The 13,943-nt window shown below is 40.8% G+C and carries 9 protein-coding genes; 5 read left to right on the top strand and 4 right to left on the bottom strand.

What is annotated here, in order from left to right:
* Positions 1-901: 901 nt before the first annotated feature.
* On the top strand, positions 902-1,384 hold the full coding sequence (locus UYC_RS0113835; RefSeq protein WP_016876427.1) for a pentapeptide repeat-containing protein: 483 nt from the start codon (positions 902-904) through the stop codon (positions 1,382-1,384).
* A gap of 735 nt (positions 1,385-2,119) precedes the next feature.
* Positions 2,120-2,560: a CAAD domain-containing protein gene (locus UYC_RS0113845; RefSeq protein WP_026087584.1), complete on the top strand. Its 441-nt coding sequence runs from the start codon at positions 2,120-2,122 to the stop codon at positions 2,558-2,560.
* A gap of 134 nt (positions 2,561-2,694) precedes the next feature.
* On the opposite strand, the gene UYC_RS0113850 is transcribed toward UYC_RS0113845, so the two are convergent.
* From UYC_RS0113850 to petH, 3 genes are all read right to left on the bottom strand, one after another.
* Complete coding sequence (locus tag UYC_RS0113850; protein ID WP_016876430.1) at positions 2,695-3,642, bottom strand: S-layer homology domain-containing protein; 948 nt, start codon at positions 3,640-3,642, stop codon at positions 2,695-2,697.
* 335 nt (positions 3,643-3,977) lie between these two features.
* On the bottom strand, positions 3,978-5,261 hold the full coding sequence (locus UYC_RS0113855; protein WP_026087791.1) for a homoserine dehydrogenase: 1,284 nt from the start codon (positions 5,259-5,261) through the stop codon (positions 3,978-3,980).
* Positions 5,262-5,444: 183 nt separating this feature from the next.
* Positions 5,445-6,785: a ferredoxin--NADP reductase gene (petH, locus tag UYC_RS0113860; RefSeq protein ID WP_016879543.1), complete on the bottom strand. Its 1,341-nt coding sequence runs from the start codon at positions 6,783-6,785 to the stop codon at positions 5,445-5,447.
* 1,179 nt (positions 6,786-7,964) lie between these two features.
* Here petH and UYC_RS0113865 point away from each other — a divergent pair.
* The 3 genes from UYC_RS0113865 to UYC_RS0113875 all read left to right on the top strand — a co-directional run bounded on the left by UYC_RS0113865 (position 7,965) and on the right by UYC_RS0113875 (position 12,611).
* Entirely contained in the window at positions 7,965-8,969 is a 1,005-nt protein-coding gene (locus tag UYC_RS0113865) for a phosphoribulokinase (RefSeq protein ID WP_016876433.1), read from the top strand.
* Between the two features lie 263 nt (positions 8,970-9,232).
* A complete protein-coding gene (metK, locus tag UYC_RS0113870) occupies positions 9,233-10,492 on the top strand; it encodes a methionine adenosyltransferase (protein WP_016876434.1) in 1,260 nt (419 codons plus the stop codon).
* A 445-nt stretch (positions 10,493-10,937) separates the two neighbouring features.
* Positions 10,938-12,611 carry a sensor histidine kinase gene (locus UYC_RS0113875; protein ID WP_016876435.1) on the top strand — a complete coding sequence of 558 codons (1,674 nt, stop codon included), beginning with the start codon at positions 10,938-10,940 and terminating at the stop codon, positions 12,609-12,611.
* 39 nt (positions 12,612-12,650) lie between these two features.
* Here the strand turns inward: UYC_RS0113875 and UYC_RS0113880 are convergent, their stop codons facing one another.
* Positions 12,651-13,913 carry a cysteine desulfurase gene (locus UYC_RS0113880; RefSeq protein ID WP_016879545.1) on the bottom strand — a complete coding sequence of 421 codons (1,263 nt, stop codon included), beginning with the start codon at positions 13,911-13,913 and terminating at the stop codon, positions 12,651-12,653.
* Positions 13,914-13,943 lie beyond the last annotated feature (30 nt).

The raw sequence follows: 13,943 nt of genomic DNA on the forward strand, positions 1-13,943 counted from the left end.
GATTTTTTGGTTAATTTAATTATTGTGATGTAGATAACTTTTTGTCTGTTTTTAATATTCAGACTACTTAGTATTAATACTGTAGTACACTTTCTTAAACTATTATTTATTTTTACACTTCAATATCAGTTGAAATCTTAAGAGTTTCTGGATATGAAAAAATAGCTATTTTGGTATATTAATTTTTTGTTAAATTGACTATAATTATGCCATCTCTAAATAGCTAAAACTGCCGATTGATAAAGCGAAATTTAAAGTTTTAGGATAAGTTACACGGAGTTAATGTATTTCATATAATTTATCTTTAATTTGACTAATAACCTGCAACAGTTGATATCTTCTGTAGTTTTAATTTACTCGCTTTAGAGATAAAATAGAAATTATGATGTATAAATCTCATTATCTAAAATATTATAAAGTTTTGTAAATGCTTAATTAAAAAACAACTTTGACTATTGAGTTTAATAAATTATTGTATAAAAAATTTAGTCAATGTCAAATATTTTCACCTTCAGATGTAATATTATTTTTGAAAAAATCAGAGATATCCCGGTTGTCTACACAATTAACTATCTGATAGAAATGACAGTCATGTCACTCAGATTTCTAAAGTAGAGGGAAAAACATTGTTTTTATTTCATGACTTTGTTAGGAAATAAAAACAGATTTAACTTCAATAACTTTGGATTTTTATAGTTCCTAGTTCAGTCATATACATTTGGGAACAGAGATATTTAGTCAAATTAATGACTAAATATTTTTGATTAGTTATGATGTAAAAATTGAATGCGATCGCTAACTAAGTGTGATATAGATCAATATTTCACATTCAGTTTAGTGAGACAATGAAAATGTGAGGAAAAGAACGGAAGCATGTTAACTAAATAAATAAGGGGGAAATATGAAAACCAAGCTTCTAGCAGCTCTCACTTTAGTGACTCCCCTGTTCTTTACCAGCGTAGTAAGCGCTGCAAATCCGCAGCAAGTACAAAAGCTTTTATCAACTGGGGAATGTATCCAGTGCGATTTATCAGGAGCCGATCTCAGTGGAGCTCATTTGATTGGTGCTGATTTGAGAGGTGCCAATCTTCAAGGAGCTAACTTGGAAGAAGCGAATATTGAAGGTGCCGATTTTACTGGTGCAAATCTTCAAGGAGCCAACCTCAAGTCGGCTTTTGCAACCAATGTTAATTTCAAGAAAGCCAATCTCAATGGCGTCAATTTTACTAACGCCATGATTTCTGACTCTAATGTATATGGCGCATCAATGAATAACCTCACTATCACTAATGCCGACATATACAACACAGGAATTGGTATTGGTGGTGACAATGCGGAAATTCCTGATTGGGATCAGCAGATAGAGACATATAAGCCAGAATAATTTGGTTGTTTTTATCGATGAACTAATAACTATTGGTTAAGTTGTTCAGTAACACCTGTTGCAGCAAAATTTTTTGACAGAGTAATTCTTAATCTCAAGACCAAACTCTCCCTTGAAAATGCCCTTAAGGGGCGTCTTCAGGGGTAAAATTTTCAAGTTTTTACAAGCAATACCCACCCTACAGTTATTGAGCAGGGCGCAAGATATCAGCGGACTTACTAATTACTTTTCTTTGTTAGCCCTATTTGCATATCATAAAATAGCTAAAAAGTCTAGAGCTTTTAAATTCATAAAAACTTTTATTACATATTTATATCAATAACAATTTTTCAATTGAGAATAGCAGCTTAAGATTGCCTAAATATCCGGTAAGATCTGCATCTAAACTTGTATAAAGTAAGAGGTGATCTAATTTTTTGCATGATTTGTACTGATTTAAGTACGATGGCATGCAACCTACAGTGTATTGGATAACAGCAAACTCAGAATTTTAGTTTGACAAAAAAGAACTCAAAATACTAGTTTCAAGTTTATCCTTCCGTGTCATAACTACTACCTGACTACTTAGTTTATCAACAGTAGTTGATGAAATAGTGGTTAAAGGGCAATTATGGTTATAGGCAACTAGAGCCTCTTTGTGCCCAAAAATCTGTTGTAGTGATGCCCTATGCATCGCCTACTAACAGCCTTTTGGTTGTAATTAGTCCGGATAAGAGTAATTCAACTGTCAAAATTATGGGAGCGGAAATGCAAGAACCGGAAGTAGTGGAAACCAAATCTCCAGAGGCAATGATGACAGAAATCAACAATCAAACGGGAACCATAACAAAAATCCAACCCGGCGCGCAGACTCAAGAACAATGGCTCAAATATGGAGAAATAGCCTCTAGTTTTTTAGCGACACTGCCTGAATATCTGGGAACCTTTTTTAACAAGTACAAACAGCCACTGATTACCTTTGGTTTAATTGTGACAGCAATTGTGGCTGTGAAAGTTGTTTTGGCGATTTTAGATGCTTTGAATGATATTCCCTTAGTAGCACCAACTTTTGAATTGATTGGTATTGGTTACTCTGCATGGTTTGTTTACCGCTATTTACTCAAAGCCTCAACCAGGCAAGAGCTAACCGATGAACTTGCCACCCTGAAATCGCAAGTTGTTGGTAAAGATGCTTAAAATCTAAGTAGTTCAGTGCAGATAGCAATTTTGACTGCTAGTGCGCTATGAATTACTGCTAGGTATTGCCTCCTCTATCTACAGGTGGTCAAGAAGAATTACATTAACTCTTGACCACTTTAATTTTTTTTGGTCTATTCAGGTAATTTTACAATTTTTTGAGATGGAACCCTGTCTAACCTTCCTATTAGCACCAAAGCTTGATGAATCATTGCTGCTACCTCAGCACGGGTAGCTTCTTTATTAGGAGCAAAAACTTTTGGATTTGGATAGTTTATGACAAGACCATTTTCTGTAGCTGCGGCTACTTTATTGCGCGCATAAGTTGGAATTTGTTTAGCATCTTGGTAAATATTTAAAATTTTAGTCCCAGAAGTGGGAGTATTTAAATTTAGTCCACTAGCAAGAGCTACTAAAACTTCTACTCTTGGTATATTTTTTTGTGCTTTAAAGGTATTGTTAGGGTAACCTTTTAAGAATCCAGTACTAATAGCTAAGTCAATTGCTGAGGTTGCCCAGAACCGATTTGGTATGTCTTGAAAAGAAATTTTGTTTTTGGTTTTTCCTAGTTCATTTTCAAAAGCCTGTTGGAGTATGGCGGCAAATTCCGCGCGGGTGACAGGTTGATTTGGTCGAAATGAATTATCTTGATAGCCTTTAATAATATTGCGAGAGGAAAGGGCGTTGATAAAACGACTTGCCCAAAAGTTGTTGGGTACATCGGTGAAAGCGATCGGCGGAGGAATAGTGGATTTTTTCTCAGTAGGAATAACCAGTGGAAATTTTTTGGCGGGATTGGAGGAGGATTGGAAAGGCGTTTGCCTCTTAGGTAACTCAGATGGAGCAACACTGGGAAGAGGCATCACCGCAGGAGGAGTGTTTTGAGTAGGAGCAGTAGGAGTTGCTGATAGATTAGGAGATGGCAAGAGTATGCCAGGTAAGTTCCAGGCAGAATAATTGCGGAAAAATGACCAAAAAAGAACTGCCCCAATACTGGTAAAGGCAACTAAAATGCCAATAAATTCATCGAAGCCAAGGACATTTGTTTGAGATGACTTGGGATCGGGAGGCATATTTGTCATTGTAATTACCCTGATAACAGTACAATGTGCATTTAACTAATTAAGCCATAATTAGGGAGTGTTAGTGGCTAGTAGGGGAGGCAGCGCGCCCTTGCGGAGCCAGTGCGTTGCGGGGGTTCCCCCCGTTGTAGCACCTGGCGTCGGTTTAAGCGCGTCGAGTGCGACTGCCGTGCGGGTTTTGTTGATTATATGAACGGTTAAAACCGACAATTTATCTTTTAAACCCGCCCGTACAGTAGTTAGTAGTTAGTAGTTAGCAGAGAAAACTAATGACCAATGAATAATTACTAATTACTAATTACCAATTACTATCAACCAACTACTAACTAATCCCTTCATAATACTCGTAGCAAGCTGGGAATACTATCTACGGCTTCTAAGGTATGAATTTCTGCTAAAGCTTGTCGAAAATCTCCTTCTCTCACATCGTGGGTAACAACAACAATCTCTGCGAGTTCTCCCTGAAAGCCTGTTTGCACAACTGACTCTAAACTGACGCCGTAATTGCCAAAGCAAGTACCCAATTTACCAATCACTCCGGGTTGGTCTTTTGTCAGAAAACGAGCGTAAAATCTGGTAACTAGTTCTTCTATGGGAGCTATTTGGCAGTAGTCTTGATGCCTACAAGTTAGTAAGGGATTTGGTGTTGTTGTACTGGCTTTTAATGTTGCTGCTAAATTCAAAATATCCGAAGCTACGGCGCTAGCAGTTGCCCCAGCACCAGCACCAGGGCCAAAAAACATTACCTGTCCGATTGGTTCACCTTCTACTAAGATGGCGTTATAAACGCCGTTAATGCTAGCTAAAGGATGAGCTTTAGGAACTAAAGTTGGATGAACTCGGATAGAAATTGCAGGGGGATTAACTTTGTTGGCGATGGCTAACAGTTTGATTACAAATCCTAGTTTTTCGGCATAGGCAATATCTGTCTTGCTTACTTGCCGAATGCCCTCACAATAAACATCTTGAAGTTTGATACGTCCATCAAAGGCTAATGAAGCAAGAATAGCAATTTTATCGGCGGCGTCCAAGCCATCAATATCAGCAGTTGGATCGGCTTCCGCATAACCTAATCGCTGGGCATCAGTTAAGACATCGCTAAAATCGCTGCCTTCTGTCTGCATCCGTGTGAGAATATAATTGGTTGTACCGTTGACTATGCCAGTGACGGTGTGAATACAGTTGACACTTAAGGACTGCTTGAGGGGTTGAATTACAGGTATACCACCACCGACAGCAGCTTCTAGCATCACGTATACACCAGCTTGGTTGGCAGCAGTAAAAATTTCCGCGCCAAAGCGAGAAATTACTGCTTTATTAGCAGTGACAACGTGCTTGCCGTTTTCAATAGCTTTGAGAATGAGCGATCGCGCTGGTTCAAGTCCACCCATCACCTCTACCACAATTTCTACCTGTGGATCGTTGACAATAGCTTCTAAATCTGTTATTAATACCGATTCTGGCAACTTTACAGCACGGTTTTTATCAAGCGATCGCACTCCCACTCGATATATTTCTATATCCTGTAGTAAAGGGTGACGTCCGGCACTATCTTGTAAAAGCTGCACCGTACCCGTGCCTACCGTACCTAATCCCAGTATTCCCAGCTTTACACCCACGAATTTTAACCCAATTTCACCAACAATAATTGTAGGGTGGGTCTTGCCCACCCTACTAGTGTTATTTGTCATTTGTCCTTTGTAATTAAATGACCCTTACGGGTTTGCCAGCCACTCATGGGGAAATCCCCTATTTTGTGCGCTAGCTCACTAATGACCAATGACTAATAACTAATGACCAAATTAGTATGTTTCTACGTGCCAGCGACCAGCTTTTTTCAGTTCTTTTTGGTAATCACTCCAGGTTACACCCTCTTTAGCTGCTGCCGCTGTTAACGCCGCATCAATACCATCTTCCATACCCCGCAAACCGCAGATATATGTGTGTGTTTTCTCGTTTTTAATCAAATTCCACAACTCATCTGCGTGTTCTGCTACACGGTCTTGAATGTACATCCTACCGCCTTGGGCGTTTTTCTGCTCGCGGCTGATGGCATAAGTCAGACGGAAGTTGTCAGGATATTTCGCTTGGATTTCTTCCAATTCTTCCTTATAGAGGATGTTGGGAGTTGTAGGAACACCAAATATTAACCAAGAAAAGCCTTTAAACTGATATTCTGGGTTAACAGATCTTTCGTTATCCTTGAACATCCGCCACAGATAAGCTCGCATTGGAGCAATACCCGTTCCTGTTGCCATCATAATAACGTTGGCATCTTCGTCAGGGGGTAATAACATTTCTTTACCCACCGGGCCTGTGATTTTGACATCATCTCCAGGCTTGAGGTTACATAGATAAGTTGAGCATACACCGTATACTGTTTCGCCAGTTTCTGGGTGCTTGTACTCCAATTGACGGACGCACAATGATACAGTTTTGTCATCTACATCATCACCGTGGCGTGTGGAGGCGATCGAGTACAGTCTCAGTTTTTCTGGTTTGCCGTTCTTGTCTACTCCCGGCGGAATAATACCAATGCTTTGGCCTTCTACATAGCGTAAATCGCCGCCAGTGAGGTCGAATTTGATATGCTGAACGATACCAATCCCGCCTTCTTTTACTAATGCTTCATTAGATATACATTTACCAATGAATGGAGCATTCGGGCGGTAAAGGTTTACAGGAACATCAGCGTGTTTGGCTTTCGCTTGAGTCATGGTGTTGCCTTTCGTATCCTTCTTCTTGGGCTGTGACTGGGCTGGTGATTCGGCAGAGCCTTTCACTTCACTGCCAGCATTCACAGGTGTGGCTTTACCATTTCCTTCTCGTTCGGCAGAATTAGCAGATGTGGCTTGGCTCATCGCTTCGCTGTTAGCAACTCCAGATGCAGCTTTACCATTGACTTGTTGTAAAACCCCAACCGATTGTATGCTAACAATTCTGCCGCCCAGGCGAGTGATGCGTCGCATTTCCTGATTCATGCGGTTGTAAGGCACTTTGATGAACACACTGCCACTCTTACGAATTTGGTAGTTTGTTTGATCAGTTTCTTCGCTCTGACGCAGGCCTACCACTTCGTACACGAAGACGCGGCTACCTGATTCTGTATTGGCAGCTCCTTCAACAGCACCTTGATAGTACATTAGTTCTACCACTCCGATATTTACTTAACCGTTTCTCAAAAAAACTATTTCCACCATCTGTCAGACTTAGTTTACCGGAATTCCGGACAGAAATAGCTGACCTTGGGAAAGTGGCATCACAAGCCAATGCTTTTAAAAACACTCGCCAAAGACATCAAGGTATGGAAAAAGTCACACCTGTTCACCTTCTAAGGTAGAGGATAAGTTCTTTGGAGAATGTTAATAATGAGTCAATTTTATTTATTTTTCGTGATATGGCATCTTTACAAGAGAGATTGCGTGAAGTAGCCAACCTACGTCCGCTCTTGGGCAGAAGACTCTAAATTTCCAAATCTGGAAGGCTAATTCCGATTTGTTTTGATTTTTCTCCTCAAACTCCTAACTCTAGCTTAGAAGTTTTCCTCCTCAGAGAAAAACATCGATTGGGGAGTTTCAACCAGACTACTTAATAACTACACTTAAGCACTGGTCATGGTGATTCACACAACCACGGTTAAGTATTAGCTATAAGTATTCTGAATAGAAGTTATATTAAGCAACTATAATAAGTCTTACTTGATGTGAAAAATCTGTCAACCTCTATTCAGTACACTACTGTTGCGCTAAAAAAGCAAGAAAACTGTATCTTTGGGCAGATAAACAAATTTAGTGTCAAAAACTAGCTCTTTTTTGCTCTCGCTTGACTTATTTACTTCTTGAGATAGATAAAAATATCGCTTTCAAAAATATCTGTGTAAAATGAACTGCTCGCTGTAAAATTAAAAATAATTTTTGAAAAGCAAAAATACTTTATAAACTTAAATTAACAAAGCTTAGAATTACAAGTTACATCTGTAGGTTACTTAACTCTTTGATGGGTAAGTGATGAGATGTATATTTTGACTGGAAACCAGTCCCTAGTGCGATCCCACAAACATCATTCTTCCCAATAGCAAGCCTTGTATAGAGTACTTCCTTCTGTTAAAATTCAATATATCACTAGGACTAAATACTTACCAGCAACGATTTTAGACATTGCTAGACGGGTAACAGTTACAATTTTATGTCTACCCGTCCAATGTCTTATGGCGCTGCTGAGTGGCAATAACGCAGGATAAACCAGAGGGGTAAACTCCTGGCTTCATGTCTTCAGGTGTGAAAAATATTGATTGACTCAACTTTAGTAACTAAAGGAGATTTATGACTAATAAGCCGGAACGCGTGGTATTGATTGGAGTAGCCGGAGACTCCGGATGTGGTAAATCTACGTTTTTGCGTCGTCTTATAGATTTATTTGGTGAAGAATTAATGACAGTCATCTGTTTGGATGACTATCATTGTCTGGATAGAAAACAGCGTAAAGAAACAGGAATAACTGCTTTAGATCCTAGAGCGAACAATTTTGACCTGATGTATGAGCAAATCAAAGCGCTCAAAGAAGGTCAATCTATAATGAAGCCGATTTACAACCACGAAACCGGCCTAATCGATCCTCCAGAGTTAATAGAACCGAATCACATTATAGTCATTGAAGGTTTGCATCCTTTATATGATGAACGCGTGCGATCGCTAATTGACTTCAGTGTCTATTTTGATATTAGTGATGAAGTCAAAATCGCTTGGAAAATCCAGCGAGACATGGCAGAACGCGGTCACAAATATGAAGATGTTTTAGCTCAAATCAATTCCCGCAAACCAGATTTTCAGAAGTACATCGAGCCACAAAGAGAATTTGCGGATGTAGTTCTCCAGGTATTACCCACCAATCTGATTAAAGAGGATAAAGAACGTAAAGTTCTGCGGGTACGGATGCTACAGCGCGAGGGTAAGGAAGGCTTCGAGCCAGTGTATCTGTTTGATGAAGGTTCCACCATTCACTGGACTCCTTGCGGACGCAAGCTGACTTGTTCTTATCCTGGTATGCAAATGTACTACGGTTCGGATGTGTACTACGGTCGCTACGTCTCGGTATTAGAAGTAGATGGACAATTTGACAACCTAGATGAAGTAATTTACATCGAAACCCATCTGAGTAACACTTCTACTAAGTACCAAGGCGAGATGACTCACCTATTGCTCCAGCATCGTGAGTACCCTGGCTCCAATAACGGTACTGGTTTATTCCAAGTCCTGACAGGCTTGAAAATGCGTGCTGCCTACGAGCGTTTGACAGCAAAGGAAGCAAAAATGGCAGTTCAAGTTTAGAAGCTCAATATTTGTGTCAAATGTCTTGGGGACGCTGTTGCGTCCTCCTTTTTTTTATTTTTTATGGGCGATCGCATCAGTCGCTTATTCAGCAAAAAAGTCACCTCAGTTGTATTTAGTTTAAGACAATAAGTGGTTTTGATAAAGTTCGTGTGTATCTCGAACTGCTAATTGTGAAAATATTGATATGATCGCAGATTAAGGTAGCTGATTTAAATGTCAATATTGGATCAGCTACGTAACCTTTTTAGGAGGATTAAAAATTGTCTCGACGTTATCTATTTACCTCCGAGTCAGTTACCGAAGGTCATCCAGACAAAATCTGCGATCAGATTTCTGATGCCATTCTAGATGCCTTACTTACACAAGATCCTAGTAGCCGGGTTGCGGCTGAGGTTGTTGTTAATACTGGCTTGGTACTAATTACTGGTGAAATTACCACCAAAGCCAATGCCAATTATGTAAATATTGCCCGCAAGAAAATTGCTGAGATTGGCTACACTGATGCCGTTAACGGCTTCTGTGCTAATAGCTGCTCAGTCATGGTAGCCTTGGACGAACAATCACCTGATATTGCCCAAGGTGTAAACGCTGCCCAAGAAGCTCGTCAGGATAGTGAGGAACTTTTTGACAAGATTGGGGCGGGTGATCAGGGTATTATGTTTGGCTTTGCTTGTAACGAAACACCCGAACTGATGCCTTTACCTATCAGTCTCGCTCACCGTATTGCTCGCCGATTGGCGGCAGTTCGCAAGACTGGCGATCTATCATACCTACGTCCTGATGGTAAAACTCAGGTCAGCGTGGTTTATGAAGATGGACGCCCTGTAGGTATTGATACGATTCTCATCTCCACACAGCACACACCCACTATTGGTGATATTACTGATGAGGCGGCAGTGCAAGCCAAAATCAAACAAGATCTTTGGTCATCTGTAGTCCAGCCTGTGTTTGGAGACTTAAGTATTCAGCCAGACGAGAATACCCGCTTTTTAGTCAATCCTACGGGTAAATTCGTCATCGGCGGGCCACAAGGAGATTCTGGCTTAACTGGGCGCAAAATTATTGTCGATACCTACGGTGGTTATTCCAGGCATGGCGGCGGAGCATTTTCTGGCAAAGATCCCACCAAAGTAGACCGCAGTGCAGCTTATGCTTGTAGATATGCGGCAAAAAATATTGTTGCTGCCGGGTTAGCAGAAAAATGCGAAGTTCAACTTAGTTATGCCATTGGTGTAGCACGTCCTGTGAGCATTATGGTCGATACCTTTGGCACCAGCAAAGTGGATGAGCAAATCTTGCTCGATCTAATCCAAGAGCATTTTGAACTGCGTCCAGCAGGGATTATCCACGTCTTTAATTTACGCAACCTGCCCAGTGAGCGAGGCGGACGTTTTTATCAGGACGTCGCTGCTTATGGTCACTTTGGCCGGACTGATTTAGACTTGCCTTGGGAGCGTACCGATAAAGCGGAACTTTTGAAGGGAGCAGTTAGCAAGCAATTATCAGCAGCGATCGCCTAACCCTAAACTTAGAAGCAAAAACTGAAAAGTCAAAAATCATAATACTTGACTTTTAGCTTTGCCGATTTGCCCTCTTTGTCTGTCAAGATAGAGAGGGCTTGAGCTTGAAAATAGGGGCTGGGGGCTAGGGACTGGGGACTAGGGATTAGGAAGAAGAGTGGGAGAGGAACAGATGAGGAAGATAGGGAAGATGGGGAAGATGGGGGAGAATTCTTCTCCGTGTCTTCTTCAGTCCCCGATCTGGTTTGTCAAAAATTTACATATATATAAAAACTACTTAAATATCATCAATACCATGCTTACCATGCTTACTATATAGAGAGTGAGGAGTTGCTCTTGCTATAAAAATAATGTAGACGGTTTTTTTGGCGGGAGGGCAACAGAAATTTGAGGTATACAAACTCAAAAGCCAACCGCTGTTGACAGCAGTTCATAAAGCAAAAAAGTGTCAGTCGATCAGCCCTCTACCGACGAACTCCCGACTATAGAATTTCCCTCACGAGGGAAATTAAAAGCTAGTTCTTGGCGCATTCATCAAAAAATAGGTTATGGCTATTTTCTAGCCATTGGAATTGGCTGTCTTGGTTCTGTTGCTGGATTGATAGTCGCAAACTACTACCGAGCGCGAGAAATCAGGCAATTTAATCATGCCCATTACCAAACACAAATGCTGACTGGTTATAGAGATGCGGTGTTTGGAGCACAATTGAATAGCGCCTATTTGCCTGCTGTAGTAGAAGAGCCAGAAAGGCTAGCGTCCAAAAGAGCCGAATTTTTGAGAAATATTGATGAAACAAAGAAAATTGAACGTCAAATTATAGATTTTTTAGAGAGTAAACCAAGGAGATTGGCAGCAACTGAAGCCACTTTAAAAACTTTATTACAAACTTACGCGACTACTTTAGATGCTTACGTTCAACAAATCAATGCGATTTTAGAACCGATAAACGAGCAGCAGTTACAGCCTGAACAGGTAGTAGCAGTACAAAGCCAATTGCTGGCTGTGATGGGTGGTGAAAAAGCTGCACGCCTAGAGCAACTATCTGGACAATTAACTAATATCCTGCAAAGTGCCCAACAGCAAGAGCAGGTAATGACAATAGATGTAGAACAGGCAAAAGGAATTGAGAGATTAATAGTTATAGCTAGTATGCTTGTGTCGGTAGGAATTGCTGCTGTTGTGGCTTGGCGTACTTCTCGCGCGATCGCTGAACCAGTAATCACCGTAACTCAAGTTGCCGAACAGGTGGCACAAAAATCAAATTTTGATTTACGAGCGCCGATTACTACAGAAGATGAAATTGGTTTGCTTGCTAAATCTCTCAATCGCCTTATTGAGCAAGTCTCCAAGCACACTAAAGAACTAGAAAACGCCAAAGAACTTGCAGAAGCTGCCAGTAAAGCTAAAAGTCAGTTTTTGGCTAATATTAGCCATGAATTACGCACTCCGTTGAATGCGATTATTGGCTTGAGTCAACTCTTGGAAGATGATGCTGTTGATATGGGTTTAGCAGAAGATTTTATTAACGATCTTGACTCTATCAACTCCGCAGGTAAACATCTGCTGACATTGATTAACGACATTCTTGACTTGTCGAAAATTGAAGCGGGTAAAATGACTTTTTACTCAGAGACATTTGACTTGATGACGTTAATTAATAATGTCGTCCTTACAGTTAAGCCTTTGGTAGAGAAAAATGGCAATGTATTAGAGATTGATTACGATCATGAATTAGGCATTATGCATACCGATCAGACTAAGCTGCGGCAGGTACTTTACAACCTGCTGAGTAATGCTGCCAAATTTACCACTAACGGTAAAGTTAAGCTGAAAATCAAGCGGGAAAAAGATTACTCATTAGAGGAAGAGACTAGTGGCAAGATTACTTTTGTAGTCAGTGACACGGGGATTGGTATGTCTCAAAAACAACAGCAACAGTTATTTCAACCCTTTACCCAAGGAGATGCCTCAACGACAAAAAAATATGGCGGTACCGGACTGGGATTAGCAATTAGCCGGCACTTTTGCCATATGATGGGAGGAGAAATTTTTGTAACTAGCGAGCAGGGTGTAGGTTCTACTTTTACTGTACGGTTGCCGATTGTTGTTAAAGAGTAACAGGGTACAGGTGACAGGGGACAGGGGACAAGATAGGAATTAACCGAAAATCCCAGTAAAAAAGTCAATAGTTTCCTTTAACGCCTTAATAAAAACATCTATTTCCTCACGGGTATTATAGAAAGATAAACTTGCCCGTGCGGTGGCAGCAGCACCTAAGTAACGATGTAAGGGTTGTGTACAGTGGTGCCCCGAACGGATGGCAATACCTTCTTGATCTAATAATGTCGATAAGTCGTTAGCGTGAACTTCTGCCACAGTGAATGCAGCAAGAGCTGCTCTACCTTCACCTTTAGCATCTGGTTGAGGGCCGTAGATTTTAATTTGAGGTATTTTTTCTAACTGTTGGAATAAATAAGCAGTCAATTCTGCTTCATAGGCGTGAATTTTATCCATACCAATGGCGCTAAGATAGTCTACCGCAGCACCAAGAGCGATCGCTTCTCCGATGGCAGGTGTACCAGCTTCAAATTTATGTGGTAAATCTGCGTAGGTAGAATAGTCTAAAAATACTTCCGCAATCATTTCGCCACCACCTAAAAAAGGTGGCATTTCTTGCAGCAGTTCCAGCTTCCCGCATAAAAAGCCAACCCCAGTCGTAGCGCACATTTTATGACCGGATGCCACCAACCAGTCACAGTCTATTTGCTGTACGTCAACAGGCATATGAGGCACGCTTTGGCAAGCATCAATTAATACTTTTGCGTCGTGCTGGTGTGCAAGGCTGCAAATTTCTTCCACAGGATTGATACAACCCAAAGTGTTAGAAACATGAACTACTGACACCAATTTTGTTTTCTCAGAAAGCAGCTTTTGAAACTGTTCTAAATCAAAAGTCTCTTCTGATGTCAGTTCCACGTATTTGAGCACCGCACCTGTTTTGGCAGCGACAAATTGCCAGGGAACAATATTGCTGTGGTGTTCCATCACCGACAGAATAATTTCGTCTCCCTGCTGTAAATTGTTCATGCCCCAGCTATAAGCAACCAAGTTAATTGCCTCAGTTGCATTGCGGGTGAAGACAATTTCCTGCCGCGATTTAGCATTAACGAATTTAGCAACTTTGTCTCGCGCTGCTTCGTAAGCATCGGTAGCTTTAGCGCTCAAGGTATGTACGCCGCGATGTACGTTGGCATTGTAGTGCTCATAGTAATCGCGCAGCGTGTCTATTACGAGCAAAGGCTTTTGAGATGTGGCAGCGTTGTCGAAATAAACCAAGGGTTTGCCGTTGACTTCCTGGTGCAAGATCGGGAAGTCAAAACGGACTTTTTCAGCAAGGGTTAATTCTTGGGTAAAGGTCATGTCTAATTGGTTAATAGTCAAAAGTTTAGT

The organism is Chlorogloeopsis fritschii PCC 6912, assembly GCF_000317285.1.
Classification (GTDB): Bacteria; Cyanobacteriota; Cyanobacteriia; order Cyanobacteriales; family Nostocaceae; genus Chlorogloeopsis; species Chlorogloeopsis fritschii.